18 protein-coding genes are annotated in these 20,760 nt (G+C 60.3%); 11 read left to right on the top strand and 7 right to left on the bottom strand.

Going from position 1 to position 20,760, the window contains the following annotated elements; all coding sequences use genetic code 11:
* Positions 1 to 167: 167 nt before the first annotated feature.
* The 7 genes from QMK50_RS26085 (at position 168) to QMK50_RS26055 (ending at position 6,833) form a co-directional block, all read left to right on the top strand.
* A complete protein-coding gene (locus QMK50_RS26085; RefSeq protein ID WP_159995564.1) occupies positions 168 to 1,205 on the top strand; it encodes a LacI family DNA-binding transcriptional regulator in 1,038 nt (345 codons plus the stop codon).
* Positions 1,206 to 1,311: 106 nt separating this feature from the next.
* Positions 1,312 to 2,094 (top strand): TIM barrel protein, encoded by a 783-nt coding sequence (locus QMK50_RS26080; RefSeq protein WP_320334390.1) that lies wholly within the window; start codon positions 1,312 to 1,314, stop codon positions 2,092 to 2,094.
* Entirely contained in the window at positions 2,087 to 3,052 is a 966-nt protein-coding gene (locus QMK50_RS26075; RefSeq protein ID WP_320334389.1) for a sugar kinase, read from the top strand. Before QMK50_RS26080 ends, QMK50_RS26075 begins: the two co-directional genes overlap by 8 nt.
* 49 nt (positions 3,053 to 3,101) lie before the next feature.
* Positions 3,102 to 4,403 (top strand): MFS transporter, encoded by a 1,302-nt coding sequence (locus tag QMK50_RS26070; RefSeq protein WP_159995558.1) that lies wholly within the window; start codon positions 3,102 to 3,104, stop codon positions 4,401 to 4,403.
* A gap of 20 nt (positions 4,404 to 4,423) precedes the next feature.
* Entirely contained in the window at positions 4,424 to 5,416 is a 993-nt protein-coding gene (locus QMK50_RS26065) for a D-glycerate dehydrogenase (RefSeq protein ID WP_320334388.1), read from the top strand.
* 345 nt (positions 5,417 to 5,761) lie between these two features.
* On the top strand, positions 5,762 to 6,046 hold the full coding sequence (locus tag QMK50_RS26060; RefSeq protein ID WP_320334387.1) for a helix-turn-helix domain-containing protein: 285 nt from the start codon (positions 5,762 to 5,764) through the stop codon (positions 6,044 to 6,046).
* A gap of 52 nt (positions 6,047 to 6,098) precedes the next feature.
* Positions 6,099 to 6,833 carry a response regulator transcription factor gene (locus QMK50_RS26055; RefSeq protein ID WP_320334386.1) on the top strand — a complete coding sequence of 245 codons (735 nt, stop codon included), beginning with the start codon at positions 6,099 to 6,101 and terminating at the stop codon, positions 6,831 to 6,833.
* Between the two features lie 50 nt (positions 6,834 to 6,883).
* Here the strand turns inward: QMK50_RS26055 and QMK50_RS26050 are convergent, their stop codons facing one another.
* The 5 genes from QMK50_RS26050 to QMK50_RS26030 form a co-directional block, all read right to left on the bottom strand.
* Positions 6,884 to 8,242 (bottom strand): RHS repeat-associated core domain-containing protein, encoded by a 1,359-nt coding sequence (locus QMK50_RS26050; protein WP_320334385.1) that lies wholly within the window; start codon positions 8,240 to 8,242, stop codon positions 6,884 to 6,886.
* A 124-nt stretch (positions 8,243 to 8,366) separates the two neighbouring features.
* On the bottom strand, positions 8,367 to 8,861 hold the full coding sequence (locus QMK50_RS26045) for a hypothetical protein (protein WP_320334384.1): 495 nt from the start codon (positions 8,859 to 8,861) through the stop codon (positions 8,367 to 8,369).
* 451 nt (positions 8,862 to 9,312) lie between these two features.
* Positions 9,313 to 11,307: a hypothetical protein gene (locus QMK50_RS26040; protein WP_320334383.1), complete on the bottom strand. Its 1,995-nt coding sequence runs from the start codon at positions 11,305 to 11,307 to the stop codon at positions 9,313 to 9,315.
* Positions 11,308 to 11,505: 198 nt separating this feature from the next.
* A complete protein-coding gene (locus QMK50_RS26035; protein WP_320334382.1) occupies positions 11,506 to 12,648 on the bottom strand; it encodes a glycerate kinase in 1,143 nt (380 codons plus the stop codon).
* A gap of 124 nt (positions 12,649 to 12,772) precedes the next feature.
* On the bottom strand, positions 12,773 to 13,894 hold the full coding sequence (locus tag QMK50_RS26030; RefSeq protein WP_320334381.1) for a sugar diacid recognition domain-containing protein: 1,122 nt from the start codon (positions 13,892 to 13,894) through the stop codon (positions 12,773 to 12,775).
* A gap of 166 nt (positions 13,895 to 14,060) precedes the next feature.
* On the opposite strand from QMK50_RS26030, the gene QMK50_RS26025 reads away from it, so the two are divergent.
* The 3 genes from QMK50_RS26025 (at position 14,061) to rarD (ending at position 17,455) form a co-directional block, all read left to right on the top strand.
* Positions 14,061 to 15,371: an MFS transporter gene (locus tag QMK50_RS26025; RefSeq protein ID WP_095168434.1), complete on the top strand. Its 1,311-nt coding sequence runs from the start codon at positions 14,061 to 14,063 to the stop codon at positions 15,369 to 15,371.
* Between the two features lie 113 nt (positions 15,372 to 15,484).
* The gene (locus QMK50_RS26020; protein ID WP_159995534.1) at positions 15,485 to 16,498 is read left to right on the top strand and encodes an aldo/keto reductase; all 1,014 of its coding nucleotides are present in this window, start codon (positions 15,485 to 15,487) and stop codon (positions 16,496 to 16,498) included.
* A 75-nt stretch (positions 16,499 to 16,573) separates the two neighbouring features.
* Complete coding sequence (gene rarD / locus QMK50_RS26015; protein ID WP_320334380.1) at positions 16,574 to 17,455, top strand: EamA family transporter RarD; 882 nt, start codon at positions 16,574 to 16,576, stop codon at positions 17,453 to 17,455.
* A gap of 59 nt (positions 17,456 to 17,514) precedes the next feature.
* Here the strand turns inward: rarD and hppD are convergent, their stop codons facing one another.
* Both hppD and QMK50_RS26005 read right to left on the bottom strand, forming a co-directional pair.
* Complete coding sequence (hppD, locus tag QMK50_RS26010) at positions 17,515 to 18,591, bottom strand: 4-hydroxyphenylpyruvate dioxygenase (protein ID WP_159995530.1); 1,077 nt, start codon at positions 18,589 to 18,591, stop codon at positions 17,515 to 17,517.
* Positions 18,592 to 18,838: 247 nt separating this feature from the next.
* Entirely contained in the window at positions 18,839 to 19,780 is a 942-nt protein-coding gene (locus QMK50_RS26005) for a DMT family transporter (RefSeq protein WP_320334379.1), read from the bottom strand.
* Between the two features lie 78 nt (positions 19,781 to 19,858).
* Here QMK50_RS26005 and QMK50_RS26000 point away from each other — a divergent pair, with 78 nt between their 5' ends.
* Complete coding sequence (locus tag QMK50_RS26000; RefSeq protein WP_320334378.1) at positions 19,859 to 20,731, top strand: LysR family transcriptional regulator; 873 nt, start codon at positions 19,859 to 19,861, stop codon at positions 20,729 to 20,731.
* The last annotated feature ends 29 nt before the right edge of the window (positions 20,732 to 20,760 follow it).

Raw genomic sequence — 20,760 nt, 5'->3', positions numbered from 1 at the left:
TGTGCCCACGTCGTGATCCGGACGATGGCGCACGCGCTTGATCAACTTTTTTCGATACGGGCATTTTCGAGCTTGACGGCCCAAGGGCTTTTGGTATCTTCTGAAACCGGTTTCAGCGATAGTTAACCTACGCTGCTGCCGATAATTCCAAAAATAAGGTCGTCGCCGTGAACAGTTTTTCCGCCGCCCAACGCAGCCGCGTGACCATGCTCGATGTCGCCGAACGTGCCGGGGTGTCCAAAGCCAGCGTGTCGCGTTTTATCGGCGAGGACCGCGCTCTGCTGTCAGATGCCATCGCCTTGCGCATCGCACAGGCGATCGACGAGCTGGGTTATCGCCCGAATCAGATGGCTCGCGGTCTGAAACGCGGGCGCACCCGCCTGATCGGCATGCTGGTGGCCGATATCCGCAACCCCTATTCGATTGCCGTGATGCATGGCGTGGAGACCGCCTGCCGCCAGCACGGCTACAGCCTGGTGGTGTGCAACACCGACCGCGATGACGAGCAGGAAAGCCAGCACCTGGCAGCGTTGCGCTCGTACAACATCGAAGGCCTGATCGTGAATACCCTCGGCCATCATCCAGAACAACTGCGTGAGCTGCACCGGGAAATGCCCATGGTGCTGGTGGATCGCAAGGTCGAGCAGCTGCACAGCGACCTGGTCGGCCTGGACAACCCCGCTGCCGTCCACACCGCCCTGAGCCATCTGCAGGAGCAGGGTTATCGCCAGGTGCTGCTGGTCAGCGAGCCCTATGACGGCACCAGCTCGCGGATCGAGCGGGTCAGCAGCTTCACCGCGCAAATCGCCCAACGCCCGGCCTTGTCGGGGGCGGTGGTGGAAACCGGCAGCGAGCTGACTGCACGTATCCAGGCCTTCCTCACTGACGCCCCTGATGTGCCTAAAGCCCTGTTCTGTGCCAACGGCATTGCCGCCCTGGCGGCAACCCGTGCGCTGCGTGAACTTAGGTGCGACTTGTTCGCCGACGTCGGCCTGATCGCCCTCGATGATCTGGACTGGTACCCGCTGGTGGGCAGCGGCATCACCGCCCTCGCCCAGCCGACCGAAGCCATTGGCGCCAGTGCGTTCGACTGCCTGCTCAAGCGCTTGCGCGGCGACGATGGGCCCGTGCGAACCCTGGATTACCCTGCGCAATTGATTGTGCGCGGGTCGACGCACCCACGATCCTCCAGCACTAACGGCTAATCCGCACAGGCACTTGCTAGGCAACCAAACGCAGCCTGCGCAGTTGCTACAGGTGTGTGCAGATTTTTTTGAACAAAAATGAAACCGGTTTCAGAGGTCAATAACAATGAGTAAATCACCTGTTTCCATCAGCTTGTCCAGCTACGGTGCCGACCTGGTTCGCCAGGTCGGTCAACTGGCATTCGTCGAGATCCTGGCCAAGGCCGGGGCCCAGCGGATCGAATGGCGCGAAGAATTGCTGACCAGCGAGGACCCGCGGGAACTGACCCACGCCATCGAACAACAGGGGCTTGAGGCGGTATTTTCCTCGCCGCTGGAATTGTGGGTGGCCGGTCGCTCGCAGCCCAACCCATTGCTGGCGGCGACCCTCAAGCGCGCCGCGAGCTTCGGCGCCCGGTGGCTCAAGGTGTCGCTGGGTTACTTCACCGACAACAACGACCTGCACAGCCTGGCCGCGTGCCTGGCCGAGCATCCGGTGCAGTTACTGGTGGAAAACGACCAGACCCTGCACGGCGGACGCATCGAGCCGTTCCAGCGTTTTTTCGCGCAGGTGGAGCAACACGCGTTGCCGGTGCGGATGACCTTCGATATCGGCAACTGGTCATGGCAGGACCAGAGCGCCACCACCGCTGCGCGCCTGTTGGGCCGGCATGTCGCCTACGTGCATTGCAAGGCGGTGACCCGCCGTTCCGACAGCAAGCTGGTGGCGATCCCGCCGGCCGCCGACGACCTGCTGCAGTGGGAACAGATGCTACGGCACATGGCACCGGGCATCTCCCGTGCCGCGGAATACCCATTGCAGGCCGATGACCTGCAGCAACTGACCACCGAACACGTGGCCGTCCTCGCCCGCCTGGGTCAACCACGCCTGGAGCACGCCCATGTCTGAAGTCGATATCCTGTCGTTTGGCGAAACCATGGCCATGCTGGTCGCCGAGCAAACGGGTGATCTGGCGCAGGTCGCGAACTTTCACAAACGCATTGCCGGGGCCGACAGCAATGTCGCCATCGGTCTGTCGCGATTGGGCTTCAAGGTGGCCTGGCTGAGCCGGGTCGGCGCTGACTCCCTGGGGCGCTTTGTCCTCGACGCTTTGCAACGTGAAGGCCTGGACTGCTCCCATGTCGACGTCGATCCGTTGCACCCAACCGGCTTTCAATTCAAGTCCCGCGAGGAAGCCGGCGCCGATCCCCAGGTGGAGTACTTCCGTCGGGGTTCGGCCGCCAGTCATCTGTCGACCCAGGCGATCCAGCCGCAGTTGCTGCAAGCCCGGCACCTGCATGCCACCGGCATTCCGCCTGCGCTGTCGGCCACGGCTCGCGAGCTGTCCTTGCAACTGATGACGCAAATGCGCGCCGCCGGCCGCACCGTGTCGTTCGACCCCAACCTGCGCCCGGCGCTGTGGGCCAGCGAGCAGCAGATGATCACCGAGATCAACCGCCTCGCCGCCCTCGCCCATTGGGTGTTGCCGGGCTTGGGCGAAGGCCGCCTGCTGACTGGTTTCGACGACCCGGCGGACATTGCCGCGTTCTACCTGGATCAAGGCGCCCAGGTCGTGGCGATCAAGCTCGGCGCCCACGGTGCCTACTACCGCACGGCGCTGGACCAGGGCTTTGTCGCCGCCGTGCCGGTGGCGCAGGTGGTCGATACCGTCGGCGCCGGCGATGGTTTTGCCGTCGGCCTGATCAGCGCATTGCTCGAATGCCACAGCGTCAACGACGCGGTGCGACGCGCCAACTGGATTGGTAGCCGCGCGGTGCAGAGCCGTGGCGACATGGAGGGTTTGCCGACCCGCTGCGAAATGGTCACCGAATTTGAGGCCGCCATCGCGAGCAAGCCCAGTCACTGAAGATTCCGATACCTGCTGCGACAAAAACAACAAGCTCAGGAGCACTGCCATGCAAACGCCCAAACTCGCCACCCGCCGCTGGTGGTACATCATGCCCATCGTGTTCATCACCTATAGCCTGGCGTATCTGGACCGCGCCAACTATGGCTTCGCCGCCGCCTCCGGAATGGCTGCCGACCTGATGATCACCCCGGGGTTGTCGTCGTTGCTCGGCGCCCTGTTCTTCCTCGGTTACTTTTTCTTCCAGATCCCCGGCGCGATCTACGCGCAGAAAAACAGCGTGAAAAAGCTGATTTTCGTCAGCCTGATCCTCTGGGGCAGCCTGGCGACCTTGACCGGAGTCGTCTCCAACGCCTACTGGCTGATCGTCATCCGCTTCATGCTCGGGGTGGTCGAGGCCGCCGTGATGCCGGCGATGCTGGTGTACCTGTGTCACTGGTTCACCCGCGCCGAACGCTCGCGCGCCAACACCTTCCTGATCCTCGGCAACCCGGTGACCATGCTCTGGATGTCGGTGGTCTCCGGTTACCTGGTGCAGCACTACAGCTGGCGCTGGATGTTCATCATCGAAGGCCTGCCGGCGGTACTCTGGGCGTTTATCTGGTGGCGCCTGGCCGATGATCGTCCGTCCCAGGCCAAGTGGCTCAACGACCAGGAAAAACACGACCTGGAAAGCGCCCTGGCCGCTGAACAGGTGGGCATCAAGGCGGTGAAGAACTACGCCGAAGCCTTCCGTTCGCCAAAAGTGATCATCCTCGCCCTGCAGTTCTTTTGCTGGAGCATTGGGGTCTACGGCTTCGTATTGTGGTTGCCGTCGATCCTCAAGCAAGGCGCGCAGATGGACATGATCGAGGCCGGCTGGTTGTCTGCCCTGCCGTATCTGGCGGCGGTGATCGGCATGCTGCTGGTGTCCTGGGGCTCGGACAAACTGCAGAAACGTAAACGTTTTGTCTGGCCGCCGTTGCTGATTGCCTCGGTGGCGTTCTACGGCTCCTACGCCCTGGGCGCCGAACACTTCTGGTGGTCCTATACCTTGCTGGTGATTGCCGGCGCGTGCATGTACGCGCCCTACGGACCCTTTTTCGCCATCGTCCCGGAAATCCTCCCGGCCAACGTCGCTGGCGGCGCCATGGCGCTGATCAACAGCATGGGCGCGCTGGGTTCGTTCGGCGGCTCCTACCTCGTCGGCTACCTGAACAGCTCCACTGGTTCGCCCGGCGCTTCGTACCTGTTGATGAGTGGCGCGTTGCTGCTGTCGGTGCTGTTGACCCTCTGCCTCAAGCCCGGCGCGAGCGACCGCGCGCCATCCAAGCAGACCGCGAACCAACCGCTGCTGGCGACCCACTCCTGAATTGAATGGAAGGTATACCCATGAACAAGCACATCGTGCTCTACAAAAAACTGTCGCCCGCGCTGATGACCCGCTTGCAGGAACGGGCACAGGTGACCCTGATCGACACGCTCGACAGCGACGGCCTGCAGCGCCTGCGCGCAGCCCTGCCGAGTGCCCACGGCCTGCTGGGCGCCAGCCTGCGCCTGGACGCCGAACTGCTGGACCTGGCACCCCGACTGGAAGCCGTCTCCAGTGTCTCGGTGGGAGTCGACAACTACGACATCGACTACCTGAGCGGCCACAATATCCTGCTCAGCAACACCCCGGACGTGTTGACCGAAACCACCGCCGATACCGGTTTCGCGCTGATCCTGGCCACGGCGCGGCGGGTGGTGGAGCTCGCCAATCTGGTCCGCGCCGGACAATGGAACCACAACATCGGGCCGCTGCATTTTGGCAGCGACGTGCACGGCAAGACCCTGGGCATCATCGGCATGGGGCGGATCGGCGAGGCATTGGCGCAGCGTGGGCATTTCGGCTTTGGCATGCCGGTCATTTATCACAGCAACAACCCGAAACCGGCGGTGGAGAAACGCTTCAATGCCCAATACCGCAGCCTGTCGCAGTTGTTGCAGCAAGCGGACTTCATCTGCCTGACCCTGCCCCTGACCGCCCAGACCCAAGGCCTGATCGGTGCCGAAGAGTTTGCCCTGATGCGCCCCGAGAGTATTTTCATCAATATTTCCCGGGGCAAGGTGGTCGACGAAAACGCCATGATCGCAGCCCTGCAGCAGCGGCAGATTCGCGCCGCCGGTCTGGATGTATTCGAGCGGGAACCGCTGCAGCACGATTCACCGTTGCTGCATTTGGACAATGTGGTGGCGACCCCACATATCGGCTCGGCCACCCATGAAACGCGTGAAGCGATGGCGCGATGTGCGGTGGACAATCTGCTGGCGGCGCTGGCGGGTGAGCGGCCAGCGAATCTGGTGAACGAGGTGGTATGGCGCCAGAGGCTGGAAAGGGTCTGAAATCAGGCGCGCTTCGACCGATAACCCCAAGCGTTGAAAATGTGATGAACGGCAGATCCGCAACGGTCTGCCCCGTACAAGGGCTCGCGATGGCCTAAAATCGGACTAAACCAGAGAATCCTCCTACACAATCTAGAGAAAAAACAGACAGAAATTTCTCACCTCGCTGCATTAAGGTGCTGCACCTGTTAGTTCTTACAGGTTTCAAGGCGTTGGATCCGCGTTATAACTGAGCCGAACCTACAGCGCCCTGAGCGGCGTCTGTCAGCAGGACGCAGGAACCACGCCCAGATTCAGGAAGGATCCTTCGCCCACCTCATTGATTGATAAATGGGAGTGCCTGTCATGAACCATTCAGCCCCGATCGCCATTCGCGCTCGCAACCTCCAGCCCGGGCTTGAGCTGCAAGCAACCGGACAGCTGCAGGGCATCACTCTGACCAACCGAGAAAAAGAAGTGCTGCTATGGAGTGCCAAAGGCAAGTCGTCCTGGGAAATCGGCCAGATCGTCAATTGCAGCGAATCCGGGGTGAATTATCACTTTGGCAATATCCGCCGGAAATTCGGCGTCAGTTCACGCTGGACCGCAGTGTTCAAGGCACTGGAGCAAGGTTTGATTCAACTGTCTTGAACCTGGCTGACTGCGGTGTACGGCGCGCCGTTGGCCCCTGTCGAGACACCGCATGAACCCTGCGCAATCGTTGTCCCCAACTGCCCCGAACCACTGCGGCGAGATGCCTGAAACAGCTGTACACCGAACGCTGAACACAGCACGCATCATTCTCGCCGACGACCATCCCGTGGTGCTGATGGGCGCTGAAATGGCCCTGTGCCACGCCTCCAGCCAGGGGTTCGCGGTTGTCGCCCAGGCCAACAGCGCCGATGAGCTGATTGACCGCCTGCAATGCATCCCCTGTGACATCCTGATCAGCGACTATGCGATGCCCTACGGGGACTTCCCCGATGGCCTGGCGTTGATGGGTTATGTGAGACGCCACTTCGGCCATGTGCGCTTGATCGTCATGACCATGCTGCGCAATCCGTCCCTGTTGCAGGCGTTGCTCAACCAGGGCGCCTGCGCACTGTTCGATAAACGTAGCCCGTTGAGTGAACTCAGGCACGCGGTACAGAGCGTGGCCAGGGGGCGTCGCCATCTCTGCCCGACGTTCGCCAGGATCCTCGAGGCCCAGGCCTTGCCGACCGACAGTACCGAAGCACCGCTGGTGAGCCTGTCCGAACGGGAGCTGGAAGTGGTGCGCTTGTTTGTTCAGGGCCTGTCCGGCCGGCAGATCGCCGCACATCTGAACCGCAGCGAAAAAACCATCAGCCGACAAAAACGCACCGCCATGGACAAGTTGGGACTTGTGCATGACGGTGGGTTGGTGGAGTTTGCGCGGGTGAGTGGGTTGAAGGGATAGTTGGCTACTCCTTGCCCACTCCACTTCGGACCCAAGGCAGCGCAATTGCGTTAGAACAAGACATCATCTCGTAATACAGCCACTTTCCGAAGAAGGTCCGGATCCACAAGACTTCTTGGATCAACATTTTTCTTCCTTTGGTTCGCCACTACACCGCCAGAGGGATTAAAAGCTGTTTTATTTGCATCATATACAGCCTCGATGTGTTTTTTCTTGACCCCCCAAGTGACTTCCCTCTCAACCTTTTTTCTCTCTTGCACCAATTTTTTTCGTTTATCTGCTGCTTGCTGGATTTTTTGCGGCTTCGGATTCTTTCTTGTCCTTTGATCCATAAAATCAATATTGGCCTGGTACCCTTTCTCCGTTAAATCATCCACCCTCTTGGATACATTCTTTTCTCCCGAACTCTGTGCCGGACCAGCAGACCCCCCTATTTTGGTGCTTTTATCCATAGTATTTTTTTGTGCGACACCACTAGTTGGGCTTCTCCGAAAGGGCGCTGAAATACGCTGCCATAGAGCTGAATACCATTTATGCCCATCCAGATCCACATTGCCCATTGGATTCCCCCCACAAAACACATAGGCATTAAGCCCCCCCGCCCCAAACGGACTCCAACTATCCGGGCAATGAAACCGCATCAAACTCGGGCTGTACGCGCGATAACCATTGCCCAACAGATACACCCCGTTTTGCGTTTCCCGTAATACTCCGTTGTACGCCAATGCTGTTGCTACTGGCTGTTCGGCACTTTGGTTTCCATAGGCCGAATACGCGAGGGTATTGGTTGTGCCAGCGCTGACTTCATTGAATACCGTGCTTTTGAAATCACTGGCCAGCAACAGGGACTTTGGGTCAGCACCTGCCTGGTGCTCGGCGAGCACGACTCCATCTGCCCGCACGAAGGTGCTGCTCTTGGCGCCTTGAATCCGGTTCGCCAGTTCGCCGCCGCGGTAAAAACGTTGCTCTGATCCTTCTCCGCCCTCCAGGCTGGTGAGGGTGTCCAGCGGATCGTATCCGAGGCCGCTGGGCGGCTCACCCGGCAGGCCGCTGATTTCGGTCAAGCGACCCAGGGCGTCGTACTTCAGGACGCGCTGCTCTTCGTCACGGATCAAATGTCCATCGGCGTCATACGCAAGCAGGATCACGGCAGGGTAAGGGCTACCCGCGTCATTCTCGACCTTGGTCAACTGCGCAGGGTCCTGTTTATTTCCGTAGCTGTAAGTCGCGCGATTGATTACGCCATCCACTGAGGTCGTGGTCACCGAGATGAGGTTGTCCAGGGCATCAAATCTGAATACCTGCCGCGCGATGGCCTTGCCATAAGGATCGACCGGCGGTTGGCTGCCACTGCACGTGTAGAGTATGAGCCGACCACGTGGGTCATAACTATATTTCTCGTCGCGCAACGGTACAGCAGGTAACGATCAGCCTGCAGTACGACGAATTTGGTCGCGAGATCAAACGGATCTTTGATCTCAATGGTACCGAGCAGCAGCTGACCCAAGTTTACAATGTAGTTGACTTACTGGTTCAGCGGACGTTATGTGAGGGCGATGTCAGTGCACCTGCCTGGCCTTGTGGTGAGGGGACTACGGTGCTGTCCTTGCGGTTGCGGATAAAGCCTTCCGGGTCGGCCGGGCAGCCATCGCTGGCCTCTTTGGGGTAGTAGGTGTGAACAGTCTTGACGCCGCTGGGGTCGACTTCCTCAATCAGGTTACCGTTTTCGTCAAATGCGCTGGACGCAACTTCTGCACGGTATCGGGTCGAGTCTCCTTCTATCTCCCAACTGGTCTTGGTCGCTTTGGGCATCTGAAACTGGGGAACCTGGCGCTCGAAGGGAATGTCTTCGGCGTAATAAGTGGTCGCCTCCCGAATCACACAAAGATCCTGGGTGGTTTTTTCTTCGGTCAATAAATGAAAACGGTTGTAGGTGCGATCGACCCAACGCACGGCTTTGTCGCTGACAGTCTGGGTGGAGGTACTGCCGTACTCGTAGGTGTGAGCGACCGTATACAAGGGGTCCATCCCCTCTTCCCAACTGACCGTTTCCCCTACGTGCATCGATTGCGGTCAGGCTGGACTGGTTGCGAAGTAGATAATTGTCCGGAGAGTTACCTGCACCAATCGTTGCATTTTCATTGTTCATATCCCGCGCAAGCGCGTGCGGACTGACCCATAACAACGGTGCAATGGACAATAGTTTGATCGCGCCAGCCAGTTGGCGCACAGCAAAAGGAGTTATCGAAAACATCAAAGGATCACCACGAAATTAGAGTCGCCAGTAGAACGAGTTCATTGCTTCTCACGACGAACTCGGCTTGTACTTACAAAGGCGGCGAACAATATCGAGATAGAGCCCCACCGAATGTAGGACTAATCCTGCAATGGAACGGAATCATCCACAGAACCAGACATCCAGCCGTTCAGGTGCAAAAAAGGGGCTGCACGCCCCTCTTGCATCGACTCATCTACCCCATTACGGTCTTGGGGGTATCGGGCAGGTGCCTGTACCCGTGCCCAGCGCGACATTCAGCGTGGCGTCCGGCGAAGGTGGCGTTACGCCGCTAACCGTATAGCTGACGATGCCCCGACCAATCTGGTCCGACTCGCCGCCGTACAAGGGCAGGATTTTTGTCGCATACGGCCGCACGATCCAGTCAAGACCGTTAACCACTTGCGCCGCAGTCAGGGGTGGGAAGGTATGTTGCAAATCAGTGCCCGCAATGGGGTCGGCAGGGAGCGGACCCGAAGGATCGTAGCCTTTATGCCCCTGCCACTTGACGGTGACTACCACCCCTAACTTCAAGTAGCGGGCGTTGGCCGGAATATGCACCTTGATCCCGAGGCCCTCCACCGGATCCCAGTCCAACAAGTGACAGAACATGAAGCCACTTGCATTCCCGGGAAACTCCACGACATCCGGGACAATGGTATGAACTTCCACCTTGACCGGCTTGGGCTTGGAATGCTCGGCGTTGATATAGCCAGCACGACGCAGCCAGTAAAACACTGGCAACCCAGGAGCCGTACTGTTACTGCGTTCATCAATCACATCCCACAGGATTGGAAGGACCATCGCCTGACCCTCAACCTCAGTTGTGATGACGTGTACGGGTAACACAGGCAAGTTGTCCCACATCAAGTGGATTTCATCACTCGCCGCTGGCGAGTCGTACAACGCAAACCGGGCCTCGGCGTTCTCCCCCGCATCCGAAAGATTCAGTTCGTCCTTAAGGCCCGAGCGACCCCACACTTCAACTTCGTGCAGGTTCGGATTGGTAATATCCGGCCAATCAGGGTTAACGGGGCCGATCTTGGAAAAATTGACCTGGACGGTAATGCCCGGCGCATCGAACGGCCTCAACCCACGGCGAACCTCATACTTCACCGGTGTAGTTTGCTCGCCGGTGGTCTGGGTGTATTGCGCCTGCAACACCGCCAGCGGGACCTTGACCAGCGTTTCGGCCCGAGGCACGAGCGGATGGGGCTCCAGCTCCTGCGTACCCCAGGTGATATGAATTTTGTCGGAGCTCTTGCCGTTGGTCACTTCAGGAATCACCACGGTGACCTCTCGAGTGGCGGCATCTAGCTGATCGATCAAGCCATCATCGTCCGCCAGAGGTACCCTGGGAGGACCCAAGGGGGTAATGGGTAGCGCCCCGAGGGCGACGTTGCGTAAGCGCATCCGGGACAAACGGCCCGGATTGCCGGCTTTGTCGAACAATCGGTAGGCACAGAAGATCGGGCCATCGCCGGCATCCTGAATCCATGTCAATGGGATTTCGAATTTGCGATCGGCAGGAATAACGACCGGAACCGGGGTAATCGGTACGATGTCTTCGGGATTGATCGGTTCGATTTTTTGCCAGCCGTAGGAAATCGTGTCGCCCGGCTCATAATCCGCATAAGCGGGTAACTCGACGATCACTTGGTTGCCGTTGGCAGCCAGGTAGGCATCGTTGATTTCATTGGTAGCGAGTATGAATTCCGGCGGATTTTGCAGGTCGTGCGGAGGCGTGCGGTCAATTCTCAGCGGCGTGGTCGTTGACTCTTCGACGAACCCCGGAGCACTCCAGATTTTCAACCTCCATCGAAGATTGAATTTGCCTTCAATCTCCTTATCGAACACATCGAGCGTGACCGCCTTGGGGAAATCCGGACGGTTTTGCGGGTAGGGAAACGGTTGCTCCTTGAGCACTTCCCAGACGCCGCTGCCAACCCTGGCCATTTCAATACGAACCGTGTCAGCCTGGCCGGGGATCGGCACAAGATTTTCCCAAGCCGGAATGTTCACCACCAGCGGCTGGTCATTGCTCGCCGCCGGTCGTAGTCCCTCGGTATCTCCCGGCATCAAGCCGTTCACGGTAAGGGGGTCGAGCGGCCCCGCAGTTGGAGCGTCTCGCTGGGCCAACCGTTCGCGATTGGCCCAGCGCACCTGCTCGGCATTTAGCTGCTTGTCTGAACGTGCCATGTGCTTTCTCCAGTACTGTTCATAGTCAACCGTGACCTGAGCCAAGGCGATGAAACCTGTCTGGCAGTTCGAACTTCGAAAGCACTGCACACTACGCCTTATCGTTCTGCCGGACCTGAGCGACCCGGAGCAAATTAGGCACTAGTTTTTTATCTGCCGATAGCTGTCAGAGTTGACAGGTACCCGCTGTGTGGAGGGTCATGCCTGGCGCAACGCCAACCGCCAGACCCGGGCAATATCCCGTGCCCGCTCACGCAATAGTTGCGCGGCATTGGCACACGCCCGAGCCAGGCTTGTTGGCCCGGAAGGTAACGCAAAGGCGGCATCGACCCCCTGTTCATACATCTGCTCGTAACCCTCGCCCAGGGTGCCGGCGATCACGATCACCGGTACACAGTTTTGGCGGGCGATACGCGCCACCCCGAAGGGGGTCTTGCCCCTTAACGTCTGCGCATCAAAGCAACCTTCGCCGGTGATCACCAGATCGGCTCCCCGCACGGCGTCCGCCAACCCGACCAGTTCAGCCACGACTTCCACGCCAGGACGAAATTGCGCGTTCAAAAACGCCTTGGCCGCAAACCCCAAGCCCCCCGCCGCACCGCTGCCGGGTTCGTCACGCAGGTCCTTGCCCAGCACGTGCGCACAATGATCGGCAAAATGCCCCAGGGCAAGATCGAGTTGGTGCACCTGCTCAGGCGAAGCACCTTTCTGTGGGCCGAAAATCGCTGAGGCGCCATGGGGGCCGCAGAGTGGATTGTCGACGTCGGCGGCGATCTCGAAACGGACCTCGGCCAGGCGCGAGTCGATGCCCTTGAGTTCAATACGGGCCAGGTCTTCGAGCGCCAGGCCACCGTGACGGATCGCTTGCCCCTGGGCATCGTTCAAGCGCACGCCCAAGGCGTGCATCGCGCCCGCTCCACCGTCATTGGTGGCACTGCCGCCGATGGCCAGGATGATACGTCGGGCACCCGCATCCAGCGCCGCACGAATCAACTCGCCGGTGCCAAAGGTGCTGCTGATGCACGCATCACGCTGCTCCAGCGGCACCAATTGCAGACCGCTGGCTTCGGCCATCTCGATGATTGCAGTGTGGCTGTCGGGCAACCAGCCCCAACGGGCCTCGACCGGCTCGCCCAGTGGCCCTTGCACCCGGGTACTGCGCAACTCGCCAGCGCAGGCCGCGAGAATCGCCTCGACCGTGCCTTCACCGCCGTCGGCCATCGGGCATTTGACCAACTGTGCATCTGGCCAGACCTCGGCCAGCCCCTGGGCAATGGCATCCGCCACCCCAATAGCACTCAGGCTGTCCTTGAACGAGTCGGGGGCGATGACGATCTTCATGTGATTTCTCCGGTTGTTATGCAGAGCATGCTGCCAGTTGCCCCAGACGATGACGCCAGTCCGCTGCACAAGGGTGGAGGGGGTTTATTGTTCATTTCTACAAAACCCAACTCAAGCCCTGCTCCTACACGTCTGCGCAGGGTTGGGGCAACAGCTGCACACCGAGGTACAGCGCCAGCATGCCGTCCAGCCGCAGGGGATCGACTCCGCTGAGTTCGGCCACCCGCTCCATGCGATAGCGCAGGCTGTTGCGGTGGATCCCCAGGGCATCGGCACAGGCCTGGCTTTGACCATCGTGCTCGCACCAACTGCGCAAGGTCGCCAGCAACTGCCCATTGCTGTCCTTGGCGATGACCTTGCGCAAAGGGCTGAGCAGCTCATCCAGCGCATCATCGTTGCGATGGCGCCAGAGCATCACCGGCAGGCGGTAGCGGTTGAAGGTCAACAAACGACTGTGCGGCAATACATCGCGACCGTAGGCCAGCAAGTCGCCAACCCGCCGATAGCAGCGGCGCAAGCCCTGCAGACCGTCGGCCTGGCCACCGACCGCAATGCGCAGGATGTTCCAGCCCAGGCCTTGGAGTTTTTCCAGCAAGCGCTCGTTGTCCACGGCCTGGGTCGTTGGTCGGCACCACAGCAACGAGGACTTGGCCGAACTGACGCACCAGCTATCGGGGTAGCGCGAACTCAGCCAGGCACTCAAGGCTTCGGCGGTCTGGCCGTTGCCGTGTTCCAGGCCCAATTCAAACAAATAGGGGGTACGTGCCAATTGCGGCTTGAGGCCCATTTGCTGGGCTTCGTCGATCAACCGCGGCGAGTCCCCCGCCTCACTGAGCAATAGCGCCAACAGATCATCGCAGCGCTGGCGGCGCCATTGCTGCTCGGCCTGCTGGTTGCGCTGGGCCACCAGCATTTCGGCGGTCATGCGCACCAACTCGGCGTAGGTACGCAGTTGCTCGGGTTCACCGGTGATGCCGAGTACGCCGATCAGGCGCTGATCGAGGAGCAACGGCAGGTTGATCCCCGGCTGCACGCCCTTGAGGTGCACTGCCGTCTGGGCGTCGATTTCCACCACCCGACCATTGGCCAGCACCAACTGCGCGCCTTCATGCCGGGTGTTGACCCGCTCCGGCTCGCCACTGCCCAGGATCAGCCCCTGGCTGTCCATGACGTTGACGTTGTAGGGCAGAATGGCCATCGCCCGGTCGACGATATCCTGGGCCAGGTCGTGATCAAGTTCGAACATGAGGCGTATTCCTGGAAAAGCTGGGGCTTTGGTTGTTCACCCGCACAGGCGCTTGGCGTAATCGCTGTGCTCAGGCACAAAGACATCCGCCAATGGGTGACCGAGACTCTGCATGCGGTCACGTTACCCTCGCACCGCAAAAAATCATAATAAAGAGAGACCCGCCATGTCACAGAGCGCCGCTGCCACCCTGGCCACCGATGACGATAAAAACGCCGTCTACAAGCGCATTACCCTGCGCCTGATCCCCTTCATCTTCATTTGCTACCTGTTCAACTACCTGGACCGGGTCAACGTTGGCTTCGCCAAGTTGCAGATGCTCGATGCGCTGAAATTCAGCGAAACCGTGTACGGCCTCGGGGCCGGGATTTTTTTCATCGGTTACGTGCTGTGCGGCGTACCGAGCAACCTGGCGCTGACCCGCTTCGGCCCACGGCGCTGGATTGCGCTGATGATGATCACCTGGGGCACGTTGTCCACCTGCCTGCTGTTCGTCACCACGCCCACCGAGTTTTATACCCTGCGCCTGTTCACCGGCGCCGCCGAAGCCGGGTTCTTCCCGGGCGTGGTGCTGTACCTCTCGCAGTGGTTCCCGACCTTCCGTCGTGGCCGCATCATGGCGCTGTTCATGTCGGCGATCCCGGTCTCGGGTCTGCTCGGCAGCCCGTTCTCCGGCTGGATCCTCAACCACTTCGCCGCGGGCCAAGGTGGCCTCGCCGGCTGGCAGTGGATGTTCCTGCTGCAGGGCATTCCGACGGTAATCCTCGGTGCACTGGCGTACTTTCTGCTCAGTGACGACTTCGCCAGCGCCAAATGGCTCAAGCCGCACGAGCGTGCGGTGCTTGAGGCGGACCAGGCAATCGACCGCGCCAACAAGCCGAAGACGGCCACCGACTCGCTGCTGGCCGTGTTCAAGAATCCGGCGATCTGGGCGTTCGGCCTGATCTACTTCTGCATCCAGAGCGGCGTTTACGCGATCAACTTCTGGCTGCCGTCGATCATCAAGAACCTCGGTTTCAGCGACAACCTGGTGATCGGTTGGCTCAGTGCGATTCCCTACCTGCTGGCGGCGGTGTTCATGCTGCTGGTCGGACGCTCGGCGGACCTGCACAAGGAGCGCCGCTGGCACTTGGTGGTGCCGATGCTGATGGGCGCGCTGGGCTTGCTGATCGCGGTCAACTTTGCCGCTCACCCGGCCATCGCGATTCTCGGCCTGACCATCGCCACCATGGGCGCCCTCACCGGCCTGCCAATGTTCTGGCCGGTGCCAACCGCCATGCTCAGCGCCGGTGCCGCCGCCGGTGGTCTGGCGCTGATCAACTCCATGGGCCAGATGGCCGGCTTCCTCAGCCCGTACCTGGTGGGCTGGGTCAAGGACACCAGTGGCTCCACCGATGCCGCGCTGTATGTGCTGGCAGCGGTGATTGTCGGCGGTAGCCTGCTGGCGTTACGCATGACCCGCACCCTGCGCGTCTGACCCCAGCCACGGTGGGAGCGGGTTGCCCGCACCCACCATTGGATAATTGCGGTTGCCCACATCGCCCTTCTGGTATTTGATTGAGCCTTTCCCACCGGTAAAAGGAATTCGTCATGAGCTACCGCACACTGGGCCATTCCGGACTGCAAGTGTCTACGCTGACCCTGGGCACCATGATGTTTGGCGAGCAGACCAGCACCGAAGACTCGCTGCGAATCATCGACAAAGCCTGGGATCAAGGCATCAATTTCATCGACACCGCCGACGTCTACACCAATGGTCGCTCCGAGGAAATCGTCGGCGAGGCGATTGCCGGCAACCGGCATGAGTGGGTGGTGGCGTCCAAGGTCGGCTTTGGCCCGGTGGACGGCCTGCCGAATCGCAGCGGCCTGAGCCGCAAGCACATTTTCAACGGGATCGATGCCAGCCTGACCCGCCTGGACACCGACTACCTGGACATCTATTACCTGCACCGCGAAGACCACAACACCCCGCTGCACGTCACGGTGTCGGCCATTGGCGACCTGATTCGCCAGGGCAAGATCCGCTATTGGGGCCTGTCCAATTATCGTGGCTGGCGCATCGCCGAGGTGATTCGCGTGGCCGAGCAACTGGGCGTCGACCGGCCGGTGATCAGCCAGCCGCTGTACAACATCGTCAACCGCCAGGCCGAAACCGAACAGATCACCGCCGCCAACGCCTACGGCCTTGGGGTCGTGCCCTACAGCCCGCTGGCTCGTGGCGTGCTCAGCGGCAAGTACGCCCCCGACATTCGCCCCGACGCCAACAGCCGCGCCGGCCGCCAGGACAAACGTATCCTGGAGACCGAATGGCGGGTCGAGTCGCTGCGCATCGCCCAGCAGATCCAGGCCTACACCGAGCAACGTGGCGTCGGCATGGTCGAGTTCGCCATTGCCTGGGTCCTGAACAACGCCGCGGTGACCTCGGCCATCGTCGGCCCACGCACCGAAGAACAGTGGGACGCCTACACCAAGGCCCAGGACGTGAAGATCAGCGCCGAGGACGAAGCCTTCATCGATTCACTGGTGACCCCAGGGCATGCCTCGACACCGGGGTTCAATGATGTGAGCCATTTTGTCTCGGGGCGCAAGGCACTGAGTAGCTGAGGCCATTGCAACGATATTCGTCGCTCAAACCACGTATCCTTCCCCTCTGTTTATGTTCAGTGTCGCGAGGACAGCTTGTCTAAAGGAATTGCTCTATCGGTGTCGGCCTCGGTGCTGTTTGCCGTCATGTATTTCTACACCTCACTGCTATCGCCGCTCGACGGTGTGGAAATTTTCGGCTGGCGCATGCTGCTGACGGTGCCGTGCATGACGGTGTTCATGCTGGTATCCGGTGAGTGGCAGCGGGTCGTGGAGATCCTGCGGCGGCTGGCAGCCAAACCGCTGCTGCTCGGTGGCTTGCTGGTGTCCTCTGCCCTGCTGGGCGTGCAACTGTGGCTATTCATGTGGGCACCGTTGAACGGCCATAGCCTGGATGTGTCCCTGGGGTATTTCCTGCTGCCACTGACCATGGTGCTGACCGGCCGCATCGTCTACGGCGAGCGCCTGTCGTACCTGCAGAAAATTGCCGCGAGCCTGGCGACCCTGGGCGTGCTCAATGAGTTGTACCAGGTGGGCAGCTTTTCCTGGGCGACCATGCTGGTGGCCATTGGTTACCCGACTTACTTCGTGTTGCGCCGACGCCTGGCGGCCGACAACCTCGGCGGCCTGTGGCTGGACATGGCGCTGTTGCTGCCGGTGGCGTACTGGTTCGTGCACAACGGCGCACAAGGCTTCGGCGTGTTCGACCTGCACCCTTGGCTAACGCTGCTGATTCCCGTGCTCGGGATCATCAGTGCCTCGGCCCTGGTGGTCTACATCATCGCCAGCCGCCTGCTGCCGTTCAGCCTGTTCGGGCTGCTCAGCTATGTCGAGCCGGTGCTGTTGCTGGGGGTGGCACTGCTGCTGGGAGAAAGCATCAAGGCGGGGGAATGGCTGACCTACATCCCGATCTGGCTGGCGGTGCTGGTCCTGGTGTTCGAGGGCTTCAAGCACCTGGTGCGCCAACGCAGGCCTTAAGCACACCTGAAACAACTGTGGGAGCGAGCTCGCTCCCACAGTTTTATCGGTGTAAGGGCTTAGTCCGTGGAGAGAACACCACGGCGCACCTGGTCACGTTCGATCGACTCGAACAGCGCCTTGAAGTTGCCTTCACCAAAACCATCGTCACCTTTACGCTGGATGAATTCGAAGAACACCGGGCCCATCAGGGTTTCCGAGAAGATCTGCAACAACAGGCGCTTGTCGCCGGCCTCGGACGAACCGTCCAGCAGGATCCCGCGGGCCTGCAACTCGCCGACCGGTTCGCCGTGGTTCGGCAGACGGCCTTCGAGCATTTCGTAGTAGGTATCTGGCGGCGCAGTCATGAAGCGCATGCCGATGCTTTTCAGGTGATCCCAGGTCTTGATCAGGTCATCGGCCAGGAAAGCAACGTGCTGGATGCCTTCGCCGTTGAACTGCATCAGGAACTCTTCGATCTGCCCGGCACCCTTGGAGGACTCTTCGTTCAGCGGGATGCGGATCATGCCATCGGGAGCGGTCATGGCCTTGGAGGTCAGGCCGGTGTATTCGCCCTTGATGTCGAAGTAGCGGATCTCGCGGAAGTTGAACAGCTTCTCGTAGAAGTTCGCCCAGTAGGCCATGCGGCCGCGGTACACGTTGTGAGTCAGGTGGTCGATGATCTTCAGGCCGGCACCGACCGGGTTGCGGTCGACACCTTCGATGAACACGAAGTCGATGTCATAGATCGAGCTGCCTTCACCAAAACGGTCGATCAGGTACAACGGCGCGCCGCCGATGCCCTTGATGGCCGGCAGGTTCAGCTCCATCGGGCCGGTCTCGATGTGGATCGGCTGGGCGCCGAGTTCCAGGGCCCGGTTGTAGGCCAGTTGCGAATCCTTGACGCGGAACGCCATGCCACACACCGACGGACCGTGTTCGGCGGCGAAGTACGAGGCGACGCTGTTGGGTTCGTTGTTGAGGATCAGGTTGATCGCGCCCTGGCGATACAGGTGCACGTTCTTGGAGCGGTGGGTAGCGACCTTGGTGAAGCCCATGATCTCGAAGATCGGCTCAAGGGTGTTCGGGGTTGGCGATGCGAATTCGATGAACTCGAAGCCCATCAGGCCCATTGGGTTTTCGTATAAATCTGCCATGGTTGACGCCTCATCATGCTTTTAATAATTAACTGATCGTTAGTCGTGAGCACTGCTGAGACGCGCGGGTGGCGCGCAGGAGATGCCTCGCACACTGCGGGCGAGAAAATCACCGTAGATCAATTGGAACCCAAATATCTTCATTGTCGACCCAAGGCTTTTGTGGGCGAGGCTTCTGCTGTCAGAAGACTTATTCTTATATGCGTAAACCGATTCTACACAGCGTAAAACAATTTGTCCGCCTTCTCTATAAAATCCGCCTTTTTGCCGTCGCTGCAAAGGCTTTGTTGCACAGGTAGATACCCAGCAGGATGACCGCCCCGCCCAGGTACATCGCGCCCGTCATCGGTTCGCCGAGCAGCAGCGCGCCGAGGATCACCGCGGTCAGTGGGTTCAACGCGATAAACGCGCCACTGCGGGTGGCGCCAATCCGGCGAATGCCGTCGTAATACCAGATATAGGCCAGCGCCGAGCCCAGCACACCCAAGTACAGCAGGCTGATCACTTGCCCCGGGGACAACTGCGCAAGGACCTGCCACTGGACTTCGCCGCGCACCGCGCAAGTCAGCCATAACATCAAGGTGCCCAGGACCACCGAGTAAGTCACGGTGTGCAGCGGGCCCAGCGCTTGGTTCAGCCCCCTGGAGAACAACGAATAGACACCCCAGCCCAGCACGCAGCCGAGCAGCAGCAGGTCGCCAAGCCAAGCCCCGCCGGTGAACACCGACTGATCGCCACTGACGATCACCAGCCCCGCTCCGCCGAGACACAGGAGGATGCCGACGACCTTGCTGGCACTAAGGCGCTCCTTGAACAGCAACCAGGACGCCAGCCCGATCACTGCCGGGTTCAAGGCGACAATCAGCGATGCGCGGGACGCGTGGATATACTGCAGGCCGTAAAAGAAACACAGGTTGTAGACGTAGATGCCGAAGAACCCCAACAGCCCCAATTGCAGCCATTGCCGGCCGCTCGGCCGAGCCAGGGGGATGCGGGCCAACCCCATGAACAGCAGCAGCGCCAGGCTCGCCAGCGCAAAGCGCAAACTCGCGGCAAACAATGGGCTCAGCGAACCCGCCAGGTAGCGTCCGGCGACAAAAGTTCCGCCCCAGAGCATGGTGACGCTGGCGAGCTTCAGGTACACCGGGACATCCGCACCACGCCAACCACTCTGGACAAGACTTTTCATGCAGGCTCCTGGGACATGACAGGGTTGATGGCTTATTCTTCCCGTCATGATCGATCATCGTAAAATGAGTCTTTACTCATGACCCTGAGCCAACTCGAGATCTTTTCCCTGGTCGCCGAGCTGCAAGGCTTCACCAGCGCAGCCCACCGCCTGGGCATCAGCCAGTCGGCGGTATCCCATGCTATCAAGGCCCTGGAGCAGGAACTGGGTGTCGAGCTGCTCAGGCGCCAGCAGTCCCAGGTCGAACTCAGCGACATCGGCCAGCAGTTACTGGTGCGTGCCCGCGCCATGCTCGGCCTGGCCAGCACCCTGCGCCAGGAGGCCGCCGACGCCCGCGGAATGAAAAGTGGCACGCTGCGCATCGGTTCTTTTGGCCCGACGGCGTCGATCGGCCTGCTGCCGAAAATCCTGCCGCAGTACCGGGCGGCCTATCCCGGCATCGAGGTGCACATCGATGAAGGCCCCGACCGGCAAGTGTTGCAGTGGCTGGATGAGCGGCGGATCGATGTCGGTTTCGTGGTGCTACCCGAAGAGCGTTTCGACACCTTCCCCTTGGTCGAGGACCAGATGGTCGCGCTTATCCCCGTCGGACATGCCCTGGCCAGTCGTGACAGCCTGACGCTGCGCGAGCTGTGCGACGATCCGTTCATCCTCACCGAGGCCGGTTCTGCAGAACTGGTGACACGTCTGTTCAGCGCGGCACGGCTGAGACCCGACATCCGTTTTCGCTGTTCGCAACTGCTCAGCACCCTGGCAACTGTGAGTCGGGGCGAAGCGCTGACCCTGGTTGCCGAACGCTCGCTACCCGACACCCCGCAGGCGCATTACGTGAAGCGACCGCTGTCTCCGATGGTCAAGCGCCAGGTGGGTCTGGCGGTGCTGGATCAACGCCAATGCTCGCCCGCCACCCTGGCGTTCATCAAACTGGCAAAGGGATTGTCCTTGAATTGAGCAACACAATCGCCCAGTGCCATCTATCA

The sequence above is a fragment of the Pseudomonas sp. P5_152 genome (genome assembly GCF_033989915.1).
Taxonomy (GTDB): Bacteria; Pseudomonadota; Gammaproteobacteria; order Pseudomonadales; family Pseudomonadaceae; genus Aquipseudomonas.
The sequence above is the reverse complement of the archived record's forward strand: the minus strand, read 5'-3'. Positions and strand labels throughout refer to the sequence as shown.